This is a genomic window from Mesorhizobium sp. B2-4-1, from assembly GCF_006442185.1.
In the GTDB taxonomy this organism is placed as follows: Bacteria; Pseudomonadota; Alphaproteobacteria; order Rhizobiales; family Rhizobiaceae; genus Mesorhizobium.
The window spans coordinates 1-17395 of the sequence record NZ_VFVN01000009.1 but is presented as its reverse complement, the minus strand read 5'-3'; the positions used below and the strand labels follow the sequence as shown (position 1 = coordinate 17395).

Here is a 17395-nt window from a genome sequence, read left to right as displayed (position 1 = left end):
GACGGCGCGGAGCGGATCGGCGCGATATCCACGCCTCCAGGTGAGACGTTGCCGTCATCGACGCTTTCGCAAAATCAAACGGAGGGCGGGCAGCGCCGCTGCCCGCCCTCGCAGCTCACTCAGCCGCGAGCTTGTCCTGCGTGTTCGTATCGAAGTCGCTGGCGTCGTGACGTTCGTGCAGCTGCATCGCGGGTTCGCCGAATGCGCGGTTGACCATGCGGCCACGCTTGACCGCGGGGCGCTCGTCGATCGCCTTCGCCCAGCGCTGCACGTTCTTGTAATCCTGCACCGAAAGGAACTCGCCGGAATCATTGTACATGCGGCCGAGCGCCAGTCCGCCATACCAGGGCCAGACCGCCATGTCGGCGATCGAGTAGCCGGCGCCGGAAAGATATTCGGTTTCGGCCAGGCGGCGGTCGAGCACGTCGAGCTGGCGCTTGGTTTCCATGGCAAAGCGGTCGATGGCGTATTCGATCTTGGTCGGCGCGTACGCATAGAAATGACCGAAGCCGCCGCCGAGATAAGGGGCAGAGCCCATCTGCCAGAACAGCCAGGACAGGGTCTCGGCGCGCGCCGGCTGGTCGGTCGGCAGGAACTCGCCGAACTTTTCGGCGAGATAGGTGAGGATCGAACCGGACTCGAAGACGCGGATGGGCGTGGCGCCGCTGCGGTCCATCAGTGCGGGGATCTTGGAGTTCGGATTGACCTCGACGAAGCCGCTGCCGAACTGGTCGCCATCGTTGATCCTGATCAGCCAGGCGTCGTATTCGGCGCCCTTGTGGCCAAGCGCCAGCAGTTCCTCCAGCATGATCGTCACCTTGACGCCGTTCGGCGTCGCCAGCGAATAGAGCTGCAACGGGTGCTTGCCCACCGGCAGCACCTTGTCATGCGTCGGGCCGGCGATCGGGCGGTTGATGCTGGCGAAGGCGCCGCCGCTCGGCTTATTCCAGGTCCATACTTTCGGCGGAGTGTATTCGGTCATCGCAGGGCCTCGTATTGTGGGGAGAGACAGGTTGGAAGCGGGACTGGCAGTTGCACCTACAGCTAGGGCTGCAAACGGGAAAGTTCAACTTGCGTTGAACTATTGTCAATGACCATGCCTCTCATCTTCCCTTCGGGCTTCGAAAGGATGGAGGGGATGCCCCCCAACCCCTTGCGCCTTGGTTCGCGTGCCATACCTATAGGAACGTGACCCCCAAGCCCGTCCAGGACAAGAGTATGCCCATCAATCCCAACAGACGCTCCGTCGTGGCGGTGCGCGCCACCATTCCAGACGATGCCTTTACTGCCGGGGCATTAGGCACGCTGCGCGAAGGCAGCGGCGTCGTTATCCGCGACAATGGGTTGGTGCTGACCATCGGCTATCTCATTACCGAGGCGGAAGAGGTGTGGCTTACGACCCATGACGGCCGCGTCGTGCCTGCGCATGCGCTGGCCTACGACCAGGAATCGGGCTTTGGCCTGGTTCAGGCGCTGGCGCCGCTTGGCCTGCCGGCGGTGGCGCTGGGCGACGCCGGCAGGGCCAGGATCGGGGATAGCGTGGTGCTCGCCGACGGCGTCGGCCAGTCGGTTCAGGCCAGGATCGTCACCAAGCAGGAATTCGCCGGCTATTGGGAATATCTGCTCGAGGAAGCGATCTTCATCGCGCCGGCGCATCCTTCCTGGGGCGGCGCGGCGCTGTTCGATGCAAAGGGCGCGCTGCTCGGCGTCGGGTCGCTGCGCCTGCAGATGAGCCGCAACGGCGAGGTCGCCGATATCAACATGGTGGTGCCGATCGACCTGTTGCCGCCGATCCTCGACGATCTCCTGACGCGCGGCCAGGTGGCGCGGCCGCCACGGCCATGGCTCGGCGCCCTCTCGGCCGAAAGCGACGGCCGGGTGGTGGTGATGAGCGTGACCGAAGGCGGTCCGGCCGCCAAGGCGGGCCTGCGCGAGGGCGACGTCATCTCAGACATACGCGACGGCGCGGTCGACGGGCTGGCCGATTTCTATCGCAAGCTATGGGACAGCGGTTCGGCCGGCGCCGAGATCCCGATGCGGGTCCTGCGCGACGGCCGCGAAACCTGGCTGCGCGTCAAATCCGCCGACCGCGACAGTTTCCTGAAGAAGCCGCAATTGCAGTGAGCGCGTTACCTTCTCGACAGCAGAGAAGGAAAGCTCACAGCCCAGTCTAAAAGAAAAAGCCGCCGTCGCTTGCGCGAGGGCGGCTTTTTCCTGGAGGACGTCAGGAAGGTAAGCGGTCAAAGAGAATCAAGATGCGGCTCTATCTCGTTGTTCGGGCTTGAGAAGATCAAGCCGCGGCCTTGTGCTTCCTGACGGCGTGCTTGTGGCTGTGCTTGCGTACAGGCTTCTTCACATGCCTGCTGGCGTGCTTGCGATGCTTGACATGCTTGTGCGCGGCCGCCTTGACCGGCTTCTTCACGGCAGCGGCAGCGAGCGGAGCCGCGGTCGAGGCTGCCGTGGTGGCGGCCGCGTTGGCGGTGCTGGCGCCGAGAACCGGCATTGCGAGACCGAGTGCAATGGCCAGGCCGAGCGCGGAGAGGAGGGGCTTGTTCATGAAAGGCTTCCTTGTTTCAAAGATGGTGGACGTCATTGGTTCAGGTCGACCGGTGTCACTCCCAGAAATTTCAAGGCGTTGGCGAAGGTACGGATGCCCTGCGCCTCCTTGCGTTCGGCACAAAAACGGCTGGCCTTGTTCTGGAGCGCGGTTGCCTCGGCGAGATGGATCGCACTGGCACCGGGGTCGTTTTTCGTCTCGATGGCTCCGTCGAATTGAAGACCGAGCCGGCTGCAAGACTCGCTCCGGGTAACCGCCGCTTCCGCACCCAACGGTGCGACCGCATTGATGGCAAACGAAATGCCAAGCAGGGCACTCATCCATCCGGTCGGACGTCGTTGCATTTTCAGGACCATCCCTTTGCGTTGCGCCGCGAGCGGTTCCGGCCGCCGCGGGGATGATTATCGCAGAACCGCTTTTCTCCAGTTTTTCCCGGAGGTTGATCTTGTTTCTGAAGTGTGTCTGGAGGGCGCTTCTCCCTCCTTCGCTGTGGGAAGACGTAAGAGCGCTGCGCCCGCTGCGGCGCTTCTGCCTCTTTCCCCGCCGCTGTCATTCGCGTATGGGCCGGGGCAACTCCCGCACCCTCACATCAGCCTCCCGGACCACTCATGATCAGACTTGAAAACATCGGCAAGCAGAACGGCCGTCAGCTTGTCTTCATCGAGGCGTCGGCCGCCTTGCAGAAAGGCGAAAAGGTCGGGCTCGTCGGCCCCAACGGCGCCGGCAAGACAACACTGTTTCGCATGATCACCGGGCAGGAACAGCCCGACGAGGGCCAGGTGCAGGTCGATCGCGGCGTCACGATCGGCTATTTCAGCCAGGATGTCGGCGATATGGACGGCCGTAGCGCGGTGGCCGAAGTGATGAACGGCGCCGGGCCGGTGAGCGAAGTGGCGGCCGAGATGGCGGCGCTGGAGGCGGCTATGGCTGATCCCGACCAGGCGGACCGGATGGACGAGATCATCGAACGCTATGGCGAGGCGCAGCACCGCTTCGAGGAACTCGACGGCTATGCGCTCGACGGCCGGGCGCGGGAAGTGCTCGACGGTCTCGGTTTCTCGCAGGAGATGATGGACGGTGACGTCGGAAAACTCTCCGGCGGCTGGAAGATGCGCGTGGCGCTGGCACGCATTCTGCTGATGCGGCCCGACGCCATGCTGCTCGACGAGCCGAGCAACCATCTCGACCTGGAAAGCCTGATCTGGCTCGAGCAGTTCCTGAAGAATTATGACGGCGCGCTCCTGATGACCTCGCATGACCGCGAGTTCATGAACCGCATCGTCAACAAGGTGGTGGAGATCGATGGCGGTTCGCTCACCGCCTATTCCGGCAATTACGAATTCTACCAGCAGCAGCGCGCGATCGCGGACAAGCAGCAGCAGGCGCAGTTCGAGCGCCAGCAGGCGATGCTGGCCAAGGAGATCGCCTTTATCGAACGGTTCAAGGCGCGCGCCTCGCATGCGGCCCAGGTACAGAGCCGGGTGAAGAAGCTCGACAAGATCGATCGCGTCGAGCCGCCCAAGCGCCGCCAGACGGTGAATTTCGAGTTCCAGCCGGCGCCGCGCTGCGGCGAGGACGTCGTGACGTTGAAGAACGTCCACAAGGCCTATGGCAGCCGTTCGATCTATGAGGGGCTCGATTTCCAGGTGCGCCGGCGCGAGCGCTGGTGCATCATGGGCGTCAATGGCGCGGGCAAGTCGACGCTGTTGAAGTTGGTGGCCGGAGCCTCAGATCCCGACCAGGGTTCGGTGGCGCGCGGGCCTAGCGTGAAAATGGGCTATTTCGCCCAGCATGCCATGGAACTGCTCGACGGCGAGCGCACCGTGTTCCAGACGCTGGAGGACAATTTTCCGCAGGCCGGCCAGGCGCCGCTTCGGGCGCTTGCCGGCTGCTTCGGTTTTTCCGGCGACGAGATCGAGAAGAAGTGCCGGGTGCTTTCGGGCGGCGAAAAGGCGCGGCTGGTGATGGCGCTGATGCTGTTCGACCCGCCCAACCTCCTGGTGCTGGACGAGCCGACCAACCATCTCGACATCGTCACCAAGCAGATGCTGATCGAGGCGCTGTCGCAGTATGAGGGCACCATGTTGTTCGTCTCGCACGACCGCCATTTCCTCGCGGCGCTGTCCAATCGCGTGCTGGAACTGACGCCGGATGGCATCCACACCTATGGCGGCGGCTACACCGAATATGTCGAGCGCACCGGGCAGGAGGCACCGGGGCTGAGGGGATAAGCACAGAGGCTACTCTCCGGAAGCGGCCGTGGAACGCTACGCCGTCATTTCCGAAAAGAGCCAATCGCGAAAAGCCTTCACCTTGCGCCGTCGGACCGCGTCCGGAGGGTAGACCAGGTAGAAGCTGGAAACCGATTTCAGCGCGTGGCCGAAAGGGCGGACAAGCCTTCCGGTGGCGAGGTCGGCCGCCACGAGCATGGTCCGGCCAAGTACCACGCCTTCACCTTGCACGGCCGATTCGACGGCGAAAGTGGCGGAATCGAAGGTAATCCCGCTCCGCGGATCCACGCCTTCCACTCCCGCGCTGGACAGCCAGGCCGCCCAGCCGATCGGGAAACCATCATGGATCAGCGTGTGGTGCCTGAGATCGTCGGGCTTCTCCAGCGGCCAGGCGCCCTGCATGAGCCTCGGGCTACACACTGGAAACACCTCCTCGCCAGTGAGGAATTCCGATGTGAGACCCGGATAGTTTCCGGCGCCATAGCGGATGGCGACGTCGATGCCGTCGCCAAGGAAATTGGTCAACCTGCCCGTCGTCGAAATCCTGACGTCGATGTCGCCATGCGCGCGATGAAAGCGATAGAGCCGCGGCACCAGCCATTTTCCCGCGAAGCCGTCGGAGGTGGAGACGTTCAATGTCGAGCCCGAATGGGCGGCCGTCGCCGATTGGGTGGCGGCCGCAAGCTGGTCGAGCATCTCGTGGACCGCCCTCGCATAGGGCTCGCCCACGGCGGTGAGGCGCACCGAGCGCGTCGCGCGCTCGAACAGAAGCACGCCGAGCTGTTCCTCAAGGTGCTTGATCGCCCGGCTGACGGCGCCGTGCGTGACGTTGAGCTCGTCGGCTGCCCTGGAGAAATTCAAATGCCGCGCGGCGGCCTCGAAGGCCGGCAGCGCGTTGAGTGGGGGAAGTCTGCGGATCATGGCCAATCTGTGAGATTTGATCACAAATCCTTGCCAAAGTTTGGATTGTCTGTCCAGCGCATGCTGGACAGAATGCTCGCAGGATTTGTGATCAAACGTCACGAGAGCAGCATGGCTACCGTTCACCCCTTCCTCTGGTTCAATCTCAACGCCGAAGAGGCGCGCGACTTCTATCTGTCTGTGTTCAAGAATGGCCGGGCGCTTGAGGCGATCGAATTCACCGATTTCGTCGGCGGCACGAATAAAACGGTGCCGCACGCGATCTTCGACTTCGAGCTCGAGGGCCAGCGCTTCACCGCGCTCAATGCCGGCTCGATGCCGCCGTTCAATGAGCGGATCTCGCTCTACATCGAGACCAAGGACCAGGCCGAGACAGATTATTACTGGAACGCGCTGACGGCGGGCGGCGGCGCTGAAAAGCCTTGCGGCTGGCTGAGGGACAAATTCGGCGTCTACTGGCAGGTGATCCCCGAAGCGGCGCTGCGCCTGATGAACGACCCGGACCGCGACAAGGCGGGGCGGGCGCGGCAGGCGATGTACAAGATGAGCAAGATTATTGTCGCAGACATTGAGGCGGCCCACGCCGGCAAGGCGTAATCCAGCAGTCCATCCTGAAGACGGAGGTTCCCATGGCATCGCTCAAGGGCAAGAGAATTATTGTCGTCGGAGGCAGTTCCGGCATAGGGCTCGGCGTAGCGGCAGCCGCGCTGGAGCGCGGCGCGGAGCTGGTGATCGTCGGCCGCTCGGGCGAAAAGCTCAAGGCCGCGGAACGGACGCTCGGCCCAGGCGGTCGCGTGCGAAGCCTTTCGGCTGATATGACGAAGGAAGCGGACATTGCCCGGATGTTCGACGAAACCGGTGCCTTCGACCACCTCGTCTCGACGGCCGGCACGCCGCCGCCCAACGACCCGATCGGCCAGACCGACATGGACTACGTGCGGCGCTTCGTCGACAACAAGCTGATCGGCGCCGTGATGCTCGCCAAACATGGCGTGCGCACGCTGAAAGCCGGAGGGTCGATGACCTTCACATCAGGCATCAACAAGGACCGCCCGCCGGTTCCCGGAGGCTCGGTTGTTTCCGCGATCGCCGGTTCATTCAGCTATTTCGCCCGGGCGCTGGCGCTGGAGCTGGCCCCGACGCGCGTCAATATCGTGTCGCCGGGATGGGTCGACACGCCGATGTGGGACGAACTCGTCGGTGAGGCCAAATCCGGTTTTTTCGCCGGCATAGCCGCCCGCCTGCCCGCGAGAAAGGTCGCTACGCCCGCCGACGTCGCCCCTGCCTATCTCTACCTCATGGAAAGCGAATTCACGACCGGCGAGACGATCCGCATCGATGGCGGACAGAACCTGATCTAGTTGGCATCGCAGGGTCGTCAAACGTCACGCTTCGATGCGGCGCCACCTGGGTTGGAACGATACCGTCCGCAGTCCGGCGTCGCGCACGCGATTGACGAATGCGTCGTTGACGAACACCGGGGACGCGCGCATCGGCAGCTTGAAAATTTCGGCGGTGCCGATCTTGTCCGCATCGAATTCGTATCGCTCGATCGCGAGAATGGCGCCGTCATCAAAATAGACGATTCCAGACCGCTCCTCGTCCAGCGCATCGATCACGGTGGTCACGTTGAAAAGCCAGACCTCTTCCCCGCGCAACGGGATCAGCTGGCCATAGGGCAGCAGATATGCCTTCAGCGCGTCGACGGCAGGCTTGCGCAAAAGCGGCGCATGCTCGCCAAGCCAAGGGAAGTCCGAATAGAGGGGGTCGCCCTCCGACACGCGGCGCATGACCGGTGGGTCCCAGTTCTCGAGGGGTGTTCCGTCAAGGGAGAAGAAGACCTCGTAGTAGGCCTCGTCGACCGGAAGCACCCATTCCTGGCCCTCGACAACCGCGAATTCGTAAATGGTCGTCATGGGCGGCGTTCCCAAGTTCAGTCCTGCTTCCGCTTCTGCGATCCCATCAAACGCTGGCCTGCCTTCAGAAGCATCAAAGCATATCATCTATGGATATTTTGTCGTGGCCGGGGGGCCCGGCTCGCCCGCGAGTTCGTTCGGCAGCGGCAAACTCGAGCACCGCAAATGTATCCTGCGGGCGAATATCTTGCGCTCCTTTTGCTCGTGCTCCTTGATGGCTGCCGCGAGACCCAATCCGTAAGGGCCAAGGAAGACACCGGTCCCCCAACCGGGATGCTCTTTTTCACGCGCATCATAGTTCGAGGCCTCGACCCGGGCCTGTTGGCATTCCGGCGATATCCATTTCGGGTCTTGCGTCGAAAGCGAGGCCCCATAATCCACCGGAGAGCTCACACATCCAGTTGCCACCGTGGCTAGCACCACCAACACCACAAGTTTCATCCCGGGTCTTCTCCGCGGCATTTTCGAGAGCACAGACCCTCCTTGCTACACGGGGAAGGCCGGCGCAAGGCGGTTGACCCGGCAGGCCATCCGGCCGATAGGTCCGCTAAAAACCTCGAGAACCCCATGACCACACAGCTCCACGATGAGACGACGGCCGAAGCTGAGCCCGTTTCCGATGCCGACGCCGCCTGGCAGGACGACATCCGCGCCGGCGTGCGCCATGTGCGCGACCTGGCCGTGCTGCCGCTGTCGCCGGGCGAACGCGCGGCGGCCCAGGAAGCAGCCTCCGGTCACAAGGTGCGCATCCCCAAATCCTATCTCGACCTGATCGACTGGGAAGACCCCGCCGATCCTATCCGGGCGCAGGTCATCCCGTCTCCCGACGAGCTGGTGACCGGCGAAGGCGAGCTCGACGACCCGATCGGCGACCACGCCTTCAGTCCGGTGCCCAGGCTGACGCATCGCCATGCCGACCGGGTGCTGCTGTTTCCCACCTATCAATGCGCGGTCTATTGCCGCTTCTGCTTCCGCAAGGAGTCCCTGACCTCGATCGGACGTGGCTATACGCGCGAAGCCCTGGAGCCGGCGCTCGCCTATATCGCTTCCCACCCCGAGATCCGCGAGGTGATCCTGACTGGCGGCGACCCGCTCTCGCTGCCCGACAAGGCGCTCAGCGAAATCCGCGCCCGCATCGAGGCGATCGCGCATGTGCGGCTGATGCGCATCCACACCCGCGTGCCGGTCGCGCTGCCTTCGCGCATCACGCCAGGGCTGATCACTGCCTTGCAAGGCCGGCTGATGATCACGGTCGTCACCCATTTCAACCATCCGCGCGAGATCACCGATGCGACCGAGGCGGCCTGCCGCGGCTTGCGGCAGGCGGGTTTCGTGCTGCTCAACCAGAGCGTCCTGCTCAAGGGCGTCAACGACACTGTCGAGGTGCAGGAAGAACTCTGCCGCGAGCTGATGTACCGCCTGGGGGTAAAGCCCTACTACCTCCACCATGGCGACCTCGCGCGCGGCATGGCGCACCGCCGCACCACGATCGCCGAAGGCCAGGCGCTGGTGGCCGCGCTGCGCGCGCGCCTGTCCGGCATCTGCAATCCCATCTACGTGCTCGACCTGCCCGACGGTGGCGGCAAGGTGCCGATCGGGCCGGGTTACGTGGAAGACCGCGACGGCGGCAACTGGCGCATTCGTGGGCAGGATGGAAAGGTGAGGGAATATACAGAAGTGGTGAGCCAGCTCTGAGTCCACATTCCCGGCGGCGTCCGTGCGATCAGGCGTTGTCGCGCCCCGGCATAAATGCATATTGTGAGCGGTTCGCGGTTGCGGAGCATGGGCGGTGGCAGCGGCAGGCAGCAGTCAAGGCGTTGTGTCCCAACGGCAATTCGTCGACACCGGGGTTCAGCACTGCGTGCTGGACACGGCAGGCCTGGCGCCTCGGCAAGCCCTTGCGTTGTGGCAGGAGAATATCGGCCTGCTCTACGACGTTCGCCTGCGCAACGCCGGCGATGACCGGTTTCATTTTCACGCCGATGCCTTTCACTTCGGCGAGATCGTCCTCACCTCGTATGGATGCATCGCGCAAAGCTTCGACCGCTCGCGCGCCCGGATCGGCCGCGACGGCCTCGACCACATCACTGTGCAGGTCTGCCTGCGCGGAAGCCATGGACGGCGCGATGGCGCATCGGATGAAAAGGCCTCATCCGGGGACCTGATCGTGGCCGACCTGGCACAGGCCCAGTCGACAGGCACCTCCGATTTCGACAGCCTCAACCTGACCATGCCGCGCCGCCTGCTGGCGCCATTCCTGAAGGCGCCGGACGAGCACAATATGCGCGTCATTTCCGGCAACGCGCCGTTGGCGGCGCTGTTGCGTGGGCATCTTGTGGGCCTCTACGGGGCCGCGCCCGCAATGAGCCGTCAGGACGCCGAGGCGGTGATCGGGCCGACGCTGGAACTCGCCGCCGCAGCCGTGAATTCGGCCGTGGCGGAGGAAAACGCCGCCTCGGTCCACCTGGCGCTGACCAGCGAGATCCGTCGCCACATCGACGCGCATATCCGCAGCCGGCACCTCACCGCCGAGGCCATCGCCGCCATGTTCGGCATTTCCATGCGCAAGCTCTATTACCTCTTCGAGCCTCATGGCGGTCTTTCCAGATATATCCAGGAGGAGAGGCTGCGCCGCTGCCGCGCCGAACTCGCCGATCCCGGCCGCCGGCACGAAAGCATTGCCGAGATCGCCGATCGCTATGGTTTCGGTCACCGCAAGAGCTTCGTGCGCGCCTTCCGCCGCTCTTTCGACATGACCCCGCGGGAGATGCGGGCACATGCCGCCCATGGGCGCAGCCAGTCCCTCGGCCATGGCGAGAACCGCACCATGTGGCACTGGATCCGCGAACTGCGATAGAGGCGGCGTGCCAGCCGAAAGGCAAATGAATCAATGGACAAGCGGTGTCCGATCAGCAGGCATGTGAAGAGCCTTCCCGTGCTTTCCGAGGCGATTTCCCCGATCGGTTGCACCAGCGGCCACATTCCCTGCGCCTCATGCCACATTTGCGCGGAGCCCTCACATAGGTCTTGAAATTCTGCCGCAGCCCGCGCGAAAAGCGGCCGAAGGCTCACACCACGTCGAGGGCACTGGAGGGGTTCATGGCACTGTCTAGAGCGGAGAGGCAGCAAACGGCGCCCGCCATCGGCGGCACCCCGTGAGGTTCTGAGCGGGGATCGAACGCAGGTGGCCGACCAGGACACCATCATAGTTCTGTCCACGGACGCGATCGCGGCCCGAGAGCGCGAAGCTGCCGTGCGCGAGTTCTATGGCCGCATCTGCATGCGGCTGGACCTTGCGCCGCTTGAACGCGGCGAGTTGCGGCTAAGCGCCTCCACCACCATCCTGCCAGGGGTGAGCGTGGCCCACGGGCAGGTCGCGCCCATGGCTTGGGAACGCACGGCCGCGCTCCAGCAGGACGCCAATGACGACCTGGTGGTGTCCTGGATCGCGGGCGGGTGGCGTTTCGATACGGCACGGCACGAGGCGGTTGAGACCTCGCCCGGTGCGCCCTGCATCATGCCGATGGACCGGAGCTGGCGAGCGAGGGCGCAGAACGGCGATTGGACGATCTGCGCGCGATTTGCCCGATCGACGCTCACTCCTCTCCTTCGCCATGTCGGCGATCTCAGGCCGGATGCCATCAATCCCGGCACGCCTGAAGCGCGGCTTCTGCTGGCCTATGTCGAGGCGGTGGCGGGTGGGGCGATCGGCCCCGGTCTGGCGCCGCTGGCCGCCCAGCACATTGCCGATCTGTTCGCCGCGGCGGTCGGCGCCAACCGCGAGGTTGACCAGGTGGTCGCCGGCCGCGGCGTTCGTACCGCCCGCATGCATGCCATCAAGCGTTATATCGAGGAGAACCTGCACCGAGCGCGCCTCTCGGCAGAGACGGCGGGCCGGGGGCTGGGGCTCAGCCCGCGCTACATCAGGCGCCTTTTCGCCGAAGAGGGGCAGGGGTTTTCCGACTATGTCATGCAAAGACGGCTGGAGCGGGTCCACCGGCAGCTCGCCAGCCCGCTTTTTTCAGCAAGGCCGATCGCCGACCTCGCTTTCGAGGCGGGGCTGGTCGAACCCTCGACCTTCTACCGGCAGTTCCGGTCCCGCTATGGCATGACCCCATCGGAGGTGCGCGCCGGCCGCGCGCCGTAAGACGCATGCGGCCGCTCACGCATGGCAAACCCGGTCACCTGTTCCGTCAGTGCCACTTGCCTGTGCCGCCAGTGCGATACGCCTTTATCCCCGGTGCGGGCATGGTCGCGCCGGCGGACGCGGGTGCAACGGCATGCGCGGGAGCGGGGGCGAGCGGCCAGGCCTCCGTGACATCGGAAAGCTGGCCCTGGAGATAAAAATGCGTGCGGCGAGAAGCTTGATACTGGGCATTACGGTTTTCTGCGCAATTCTTCCGACCGAGGTCTTCGCGGCCTACAAATGCATGAATCCGGCAATCTGCAGGGCGGTCTGCGGCAGCGAAACATGCGGCAAGATCGCCGCGCGCGATCCCGACATGAAGGCGCTGGACCTGTCCAAAGGCGCGTCCGGGCAGATCGCCGCTTCCAGCAGCGGGTCTTCGTCCGGGACCAGCTCGAGAAAAACCTACACCTGTTCGAACCCGGCGATCTGCATCGCGGTCTGCGGCAAGAAGACCTGTCCGTAACCAGAACGGACTCGGCGTATCATCAGAGGCGCCGGCGCGCTGCGCCGGCGCCTTTCGTGCGTGCACGCGGTCGGCGTGCCGGAACGCGGCGGCATTCCCAGCCTGGTTCCTCTCGCTAATATTCGTGGGCGAGGACTTCAGTCCTGGCCGCCGAGCCCCTGATTTTTCTCCTTCAAAAGAAACTCATCGCGCCCGGGAATAAAGCGCGGGGCTGCAGGGTCTTCACTGTAGCGGGCCAATCTGACGGCCCGCGCCGAGGAAACGAAACAAGGACCTAGCCAAAATGACCAAGCTCGCTCTCAGCGTGGCTGCCATGATGCTTGCCTCGAGCGCTGCCTTCGCCGGCAGCGATCATGGCGCCAATAACGCCAACCAGCCGGTCGCTCCGGTCGACACCAATGCCACCGGCTCGATCGCCTACACGGCACGCCCCAATGGCGCCGACACCAAGATAAAGACGGGGCCGAGCCAGGGGTCGGTGCAGGACATCATCACCAGGCACAACAACGACAGCCTCTGGGGTCGCTGAATTCATGGGGCCGGGCCGGCTCCCGACGGGTACCGGCCTCTCCTCGTCATTCCTTCCAGGACTTTGGCCATTCGCGACTTTTAGCACAACCTCGAACAGGAGATCACCATGTTCACCATGACACGCCGCACAGTGCTTGGCACCGCCGCCGCTGCTGCCGCCTTCGGCCTTGCCGGTAAGCTTGAATTCATCCGTCCGGCCTTCGCGCAAGCTCCGGTGGAGCCCACCGTCGGCTTCTACGGATACAAGGTCGGCGATATCGAGATCACCGCCATCTATGACGGCATCTGGCGCAAGCCGCACGACCCGGCCTTCATCAAGGATGTCTCGGTCGAGGACACCAAGGCAGCACTCGCCAAAGCGGGGCTGACCACCGACTTCATGCCCATCCCGCTCACTGTCGTCGTGCTCAAGATGGGCGGCAAGCTGATCATGATGGATGCCGGCTCGGGCGTCGGCCAGTGGCAGGCCAATGCCACGCATCTGCCGGCCAACATGGCCGCGGCCGGCATCGACTACAACGCGATCGACACCGTCATGATCTCGCATTTCCACCCCGATCATGTCTGGGGCCTGATGGAAAAGGGCACCAACGCGCCGGTGTTCCCCAATGCCGAGCTCATCGTCAACGCCACCGAATACAAGTGGTGGACCGACCCAAGCCGGCTGGCCAAGCTGCCCGAGGGCCGCAAGCCGGCGGGCAAGCGCATCGCCGAGAACTTTCCGAAATGGAAGAACTGGAAGCTGGTCGAGGACGGCGCCGAGGTCACGCCCGGCATCCAGATCATCGCCGCGCCCGGCCACACACCAGGCCATTCTGTCTACCTGGCCAACTCCGGCAAGGAGCAGATCATGATCTCGGCCGACACTATGTATGTGCCGGCGCTGCTGGCGCCGCATCCGGAGTGGCAGGGCGCTTACGACCAGGACGGACCAACGGCAATCGCCACGCGCCACAAGATCATCGACCGGGTGATATCGGACAATATCCGCATTTCCGGGTCGCACTTCCCGTTCCCGGGCACCGGCACCTTCGTCAAGGACGGCAAGGCGTACGGATTTACTCCGGTCCAGATCTGAGCACTAGCTTCCAACGCAAGCGAGAAAGACAATGAAACGATCCCTTTTGAGCAGAAACGCCCTGTCGGGCAGACATGCCCTGTTCGGCCTGCTCGGCGCCATTGCCGTGCTCACGGTGCTTCCGGTCGCGACAATCATGCCGGCCTATGCCGTCGACGACATCGAAGGCGCCGACGCGCCGGATCTCACCGCCATCAAGGCCAAGATCGATGCCAAGGACTATTCCGGCGCATTGGCTGAGCTGCGCGATCTGGCGCAGGACACGCAGCAGGCGGACGTCTACAACCTGCTCGGCTTCACGCTGCGCAAGACCGGCGACTTCAAGACCGCGCTCACCTACTACACCAAGGCGCTGGAGCTGAAGCCCGACCACAAGGCCGCCCGCGAATATCTGGGCGAGCTCTATGTCGAGACCGGCGATATGGACAAGGCCAAGGAGCAGCTGGCCTCCCTGCAGCAGCTGTGCCCGGCCGGGTGCGACGAGCTTTCCGACCTGCGGCAGGCCATCGACACCAGGGTGACGAAGTAGAACCTTTTCACTTCCCCACAAAATGGGGGAGAGCTGGCTCGGCGTAGCCGAGACGGAGCAGGGGCGTTGGCCCCTTCGTCCACCACCGTTGGGCGCTCGTGGCTGGCGCGCTTTGCCGGAGCCGGCATCCTCTCCCTCGCGCCGGCTCCGGCCTTTTCAACATCAGGCGCTTGGCGCCTGCCCGTGCCAAAAAGATCGGAGGCTGACCATGACATTGACCGAACGCTCCGCGAAGCTGCAGGGTCTTGCCGCTAAATACCACCTCGGGGACGTGGGCCTGCTTGCCGGCCGCCTGCTTCTGTCTCTCATCTTTTTGCATGAGGGCGCCACGCTGGCCGCCCATTTCAATGCCGCCGCCAGGGCCATGGCAGCGCTTGGTGTCAACCTGCCGCTGTTTGTCGCCACCGTAGCGTTGCAACTGGGGGCAGGGCTCTCCCTCGCGTCAGGCCTGCTGACGCGGCTTGGCGCCATCGCGCTCGGCCTGTTCTGTTTGGCAACGGCCATGCTGTTCCACACCAATTTCGGCAGCCAGAACGAACTGCTGCATTTCGAAAAGGACCTGGCGATATCGGGCGGCATGTTCGTGCTGGCCGTTGCGGGCGCCGGCAGGGTCTCGCTGGACCGGCTGTTGGCGCTCCATCTGCGACAGCGCCAGCGCGGCGAGGACATGCCGGCCGCGTTGCCCACAGCGGAGACCCAATTGCCAGTGGACGTGAAGCAGCTGGTTTGAACGGCGCCGCCTTCGCATTCGCCCAGCGGAGCGCCGCGCCTATTTCCCGCGCTTTGCTGGAACCAGCCTTGACCCCCCGCATTGCTTTAGCAGGGGCTCAAGGAGCGCGGCGTGAAAGCATTGTTGGGACTGGTCTGCGGTTTTGTTTTGACCCTTGCGGTGTTCGGTAGCGGTCTGGCCTTCGCCGTCTGGTTAATCACCGCGAACCCACCGCGCCAGGCACCGGCCACCGTCAGCATGGCGGAGCTTTGGACCAAAACGGCGCGGCCGGTGGACAGAACGGCGCAGAATCTCGAGCGCCTGCCGGCCGAGCAGCCCGCGCCCGCCAATATCGAGCCCAAGCGCCAGGCCGGGGAGACCGACCCCACCGCCACCGGCGCCATCGCGCCCGCCACGGCCGAATTGCCGCAGCCGCATGTCGCCTGGTGCGCGAGCCGCTACCGCTCCTACCGGCCGCAGGACAACAGCTACATGTCCTATAGCGGGCAGCAGCGCCCCTGCATCTCGCCCTATCTCGACGCCGACCGTGTCCCGCCGCCCGCCGCCGAGGCCAGCTACGTCGAGGAAAACGGCACCGGGCCGGGCGCCTATGCCGCCGCCGGGGATGACGACCATGTCGCCTCCTGCTTCAGCCGCTACCGCTCCTACCGCCCGGAAGACAACAGCTATCAGCCCTATTCCGGCGGGCCGAGGCGGCAATGCCAATAGCGGGCGCTGCGCTTTCCGGCTGCATTCCACGCAAAATTCCACTCCGGCAAGGGTTTTTACCACGCCGCCTACCACGCCCGCACAAACACCACGCCCCTATCAAGCCGCCAACAGCGCAACAACGGACCGAGACGGTCGTGCGCTGAACGACCTGTCGCTGCAAGATCCAGTGGGATCGCGGTGGGCCGGTTTCGCCTGAAACAACAAACACGGTCCCATGAACGCGGGCGGGCGGCGCGTTGGGGCCAAATGTCAACTTCAAAAGATGGAAACCGAAATGAAGAAGATCGTATTGACCGTTGCCTCGTTGTTGTTCGCCTCTGGCATGGCTTTTGCCGGCAGCGACCACTTTGGCTCCGACTTCATCCCTGCCGCAAGCAGCTATCCAACCACCCATGCGATGATGTCGGGCGGTGCCAAGACGGCTGTCCCGAGCGTCACAAACAGCATCGCTGACAGCGCAATGGGGGCAAACTCGAACTCCGACATGCCTGCACAGGGCTATGGTCAGGGCATCTGGGGACGCTGACAACAAAGCCGGCCGCCATGGCCGGCATCCAGGCGGCGGGCGGACCCGCCGCCTGGATCATTCGCGCCATGACCGGCTCTGCCCGGCGCGCCTCGTATCATCCCAATCTCCAACGACCCAGCCCGGCGATCACGCAAATTCTTTGGATCGTTCGGAGGCGGGCGGCGTTCAGATGCTACCCAATGGAGGATTTGAGAAATGGGCGACGACCAACGGCATGGGAAAATCCAGGAGCGCGCCTATCGGATCTGGGAGCGCGAAGGCGGCGGCGACCCCGAGCAGCACTGGCACCGGGCCGAGGCAGAGATCGACAGGGAGCTGTCGATGGCGGCAGGCAACGCGCCGCCGCGCGAGATCGCCAGCACCGACGTGCTTACGGTCGAGGAATTGGCCATGCGCACCGGCATATCAGGCAAGCAGGCACAGGACCTGATCGACAGGCTGGGCAACGACCGCGCCGCGATCGAACAGGCAGCACTCGGGCTGAAGGGCAAGCGGCGGCGAAATCCCGGTCAGGAAGAGGCCAAATGATCCGCAAACTCAAGGACGGAAAATACCGGCTCTATTCGCGCAAGAAGGATGAGAAGACGGGCAAGCGACGGAACCTGGGGACTTTCGATAGCCGCGAGGCGGCGGAGAAGCATGAGCGCGAGGTGCAGTATTTCAAGCGCCATTGAGGAAATCGACTCGTTGGTCCTTTATTCTCGGCGTTGTCCCTGCCGCTCACAAAATCCGACCCACCAATTGTAGGCTGCATTGGATTTTCGAACACGAGGCAGATGCCAATCGTGATGCGAAGATGCGGCCCTTGCCCTCGCCACGAGGACAGATAGGGCATATAGTTGAAGATCGCCGGCTCGGACCTGACAAGCTGGCGGTTGAGAGCGGAGACGTCGCTTTAACTACGGCGCGCTTCTAACTCGGGTTGTTTCACACGCTCTCATAATTGCCCGCCGCGGCCGGCCTCTGCTTTGCGCGATCCCGGTCGCTATTGCATCTATCACTGAAGGAGA

At 64.0% G+C, this 17395-nt stretch carries 22 protein-coding genes; 16 read left to right on the top strand and 6 right to left on the bottom strand.

All coding sequences use genetic code 11. The features are described from left to right. Positions 1-115: 115 nt before the first annotated feature. On the bottom strand, positions 116-982 hold the full coding sequence (gene yghU, locus FJ949_RS21840; RefSeq protein ID WP_140499040.1) for a glutathione-dependent disulfide-bond oxidoreductase: 867 nt from the start codon (positions 980-982) through the stop codon (positions 116-118). 236 nt (positions 983-1218) lie between these two features. On the opposite strand from yghU, the gene FJ949_RS21835 reads away from it, so the two are divergent. Continuing rightward, positions 1219-2124, top strand: a complete 906-nt coding sequence (locus FJ949_RS21835) for a S1C family serine protease (RefSeq protein ID WP_140499038.1) — start codon at positions 1219-1221, stop codon at positions 2122-2124. A gap of 166 nt (positions 2125-2290) precedes the next feature. On the opposite strand, the gene FJ949_RS21830 is transcribed toward FJ949_RS21835, so the two are convergent. Both FJ949_RS21830 and FJ949_RS21825 read right to left on the bottom strand, forming a co-directional pair. Beyond that, positions 2291-2557 (bottom strand): hypothetical protein, encoded by a 267-nt coding sequence (locus tag FJ949_RS21830; protein WP_140499036.1) that lies wholly within the window; start codon positions 2555-2557, stop codon positions 2291-2293. 32 nt (positions 2558-2589) lie between these two features. Further along, positions 2590-2877, bottom strand: a complete 288-nt coding sequence (locus tag FJ949_RS21825) for a hypothetical protein (protein WP_140499034.1) — start codon at positions 2875-2877, stop codon at positions 2590-2592. Between the two features lie 288 nt (positions 2878-3165). On the opposite strand from FJ949_RS21825, the gene FJ949_RS21820 reads away from it, so the two are divergent. Then, positions 3166-4788, top strand: coding sequence for an ABC-F family ATP-binding cassette domain-containing protein (locus tag FJ949_RS21820; protein WP_140499032.1), 1623 nt, complete (start codon positions 3166-3168; stop codon positions 4786-4788). Between the two features lie 36 nt (positions 4789-4824). Here FJ949_RS21820 and gcvA read toward each other — a convergent pair whose 3' ends face one another. Next, a complete protein-coding gene (gcvA, locus tag FJ949_RS21815; protein ID WP_140499030.1) occupies positions 4825-5709 on the bottom strand; it encodes a transcriptional regulator GcvA in 885 nt (294 codons plus the stop codon). Between the two features lie 111 nt (positions 5710-5820). On the opposite strand from gcvA, the gene FJ949_RS21810 reads away from it, so the two are divergent. After that, positions 5821-6306 (top strand): VOC family protein, encoded by a 486-nt coding sequence (locus FJ949_RS21810; protein ID WP_140499028.1) that lies wholly within the window; start codon positions 5821-5823, stop codon positions 6304-6306. A 32-nt stretch (positions 6307-6338) separates the two neighbouring features. Continuing rightward, a complete protein-coding gene (locus FJ949_RS21805; protein ID WP_140499026.1) occupies positions 6339-7070 on the top strand; it encodes an SDR family oxidoreductase in 732 nt (243 codons plus the stop codon). A 24-nt stretch (positions 7071-7094) separates the two neighbouring features. Here the strand turns inward: FJ949_RS21805 and FJ949_RS21800 are convergent, their stop codons facing one another. Further along, positions 7095-7625, bottom strand: a complete 531-nt coding sequence (locus FJ949_RS21800; protein ID WP_140499024.1) for a DUF1629 domain-containing protein — start codon at positions 7623-7625, stop codon at positions 7095-7097. An 87-nt stretch (positions 7626-7712) separates the two neighbouring features. After that, complete coding sequence (locus tag FJ949_RS21795) at positions 7713-8066, bottom strand: hypothetical protein (protein WP_140499023.1); 354 nt, start codon at positions 8064-8066, stop codon at positions 7713-7715. A gap of 126 nt (positions 8067-8192) precedes the next feature. On the opposite strand from FJ949_RS21795, the gene FJ949_RS21790 reads away from it, so the two are divergent. From FJ949_RS21790 to FJ949_RS21735, 12 genes are all read left to right on the top strand, one after another. After that, the gene (locus FJ949_RS21790; RefSeq protein WP_140499021.1) at positions 8193-9320 is read left to right on the top strand and encodes a KamA family radical SAM protein; all 1128 of its coding nucleotides are present in this window, start codon (positions 8193-8195) and stop codon (positions 9318-9320) included. Positions 9321-9444: 124 nt separating this feature from the next. Then, on the top strand, positions 9445-10482 hold the full coding sequence (locus FJ949_RS21785) for a helix-turn-helix domain-containing protein (RefSeq protein WP_181172134.1): 1038 nt from the start codon (positions 9445-9447) through the stop codon (positions 10480-10482). 327 nt (positions 10483-10809) lie between these two features. Next, entirely contained in the window at positions 10810-11772 is a 963-nt protein-coding gene (locus FJ949_RS21780; protein ID WP_140499017.1) for an AraC family transcriptional regulator, read from the top strand. 199 nt (positions 11773-11971) lie between these two features. Continuing rightward, a complete protein-coding gene (locus FJ949_RS21775; protein WP_140499015.1) occupies positions 11972-12277 on the top strand; it encodes a hypothetical protein in 306 nt (101 codons plus the stop codon). 283 nt (positions 12278-12560) lie between these two features. Next, the gene (locus tag FJ949_RS21770; RefSeq protein WP_140499012.1) at positions 12561-12806 is read left to right on the top strand and encodes a DUF680 domain-containing protein; all 246 of its coding nucleotides are present in this window, start codon (positions 12561-12563) and stop codon (positions 12804-12806) included. 108 nt (positions 12807-12914) lie between these two features. Continuing rightward, complete coding sequence (locus tag FJ949_RS21765; protein ID WP_140499010.1) at positions 12915-13886, top strand: MBL fold metallo-hydrolase; 972 nt, start codon at positions 12915-12917, stop codon at positions 13884-13886. A 31-nt stretch (positions 13887-13917) separates the two neighbouring features. After that, positions 13918-14415 carry a tetratricopeptide repeat protein gene (locus FJ949_RS21760; RefSeq protein ID WP_140499007.1) on the top strand — a complete coding sequence of 166 codons (498 nt, stop codon included), beginning with the start codon at positions 13918-13920 and terminating at the stop codon, positions 14413-14415. A 208-nt stretch (positions 14416-14623) separates the two neighbouring features. Next, positions 14624-15145 (top strand): DoxX family protein, encoded by a 522-nt coding sequence (locus FJ949_RS21755; RefSeq protein WP_140499005.1) that lies wholly within the window; start codon positions 14624-14626, stop codon positions 15143-15145. Positions 15146-15256: 111 nt separating this feature from the next. Further along, a complete protein-coding gene (locus FJ949_RS21750) occupies positions 15257-15853 on the top strand; it encodes a BA14K family protein (RefSeq protein ID WP_140499003.1) in 597 nt (198 codons plus the stop codon). A gap of 277 nt (positions 15854-16130) precedes the next feature. Then, positions 16131-16382 carry a hypothetical protein gene (locus FJ949_RS21745; protein WP_140499001.1) on the top strand — a complete coding sequence of 84 codons (252 nt, stop codon included), beginning with the start codon at positions 16131-16133 and terminating at the stop codon, positions 16380-16382. 198 nt (positions 16383-16580) lie between these two features. Then, the gene (locus FJ949_RS21740) at positions 16581-16913 is read left to right on the top strand and encodes a DUF2934 domain-containing protein (protein ID WP_140498999.1); all 333 of its coding nucleotides are present in this window, start codon (positions 16581-16583) and stop codon (positions 16911-16913) included. Then, on the top strand, positions 16910-17059 hold the full coding sequence (locus FJ949_RS21735; RefSeq protein WP_127204769.1) for a hypothetical protein: 150 nt from the start codon (positions 16910-16912) through the stop codon (positions 17057-17059). Before FJ949_RS21740 ends, FJ949_RS21735 begins: the two co-directional genes overlap by 4 nt. Positions 17060-17395: the final 336 nt, after the last annotated feature.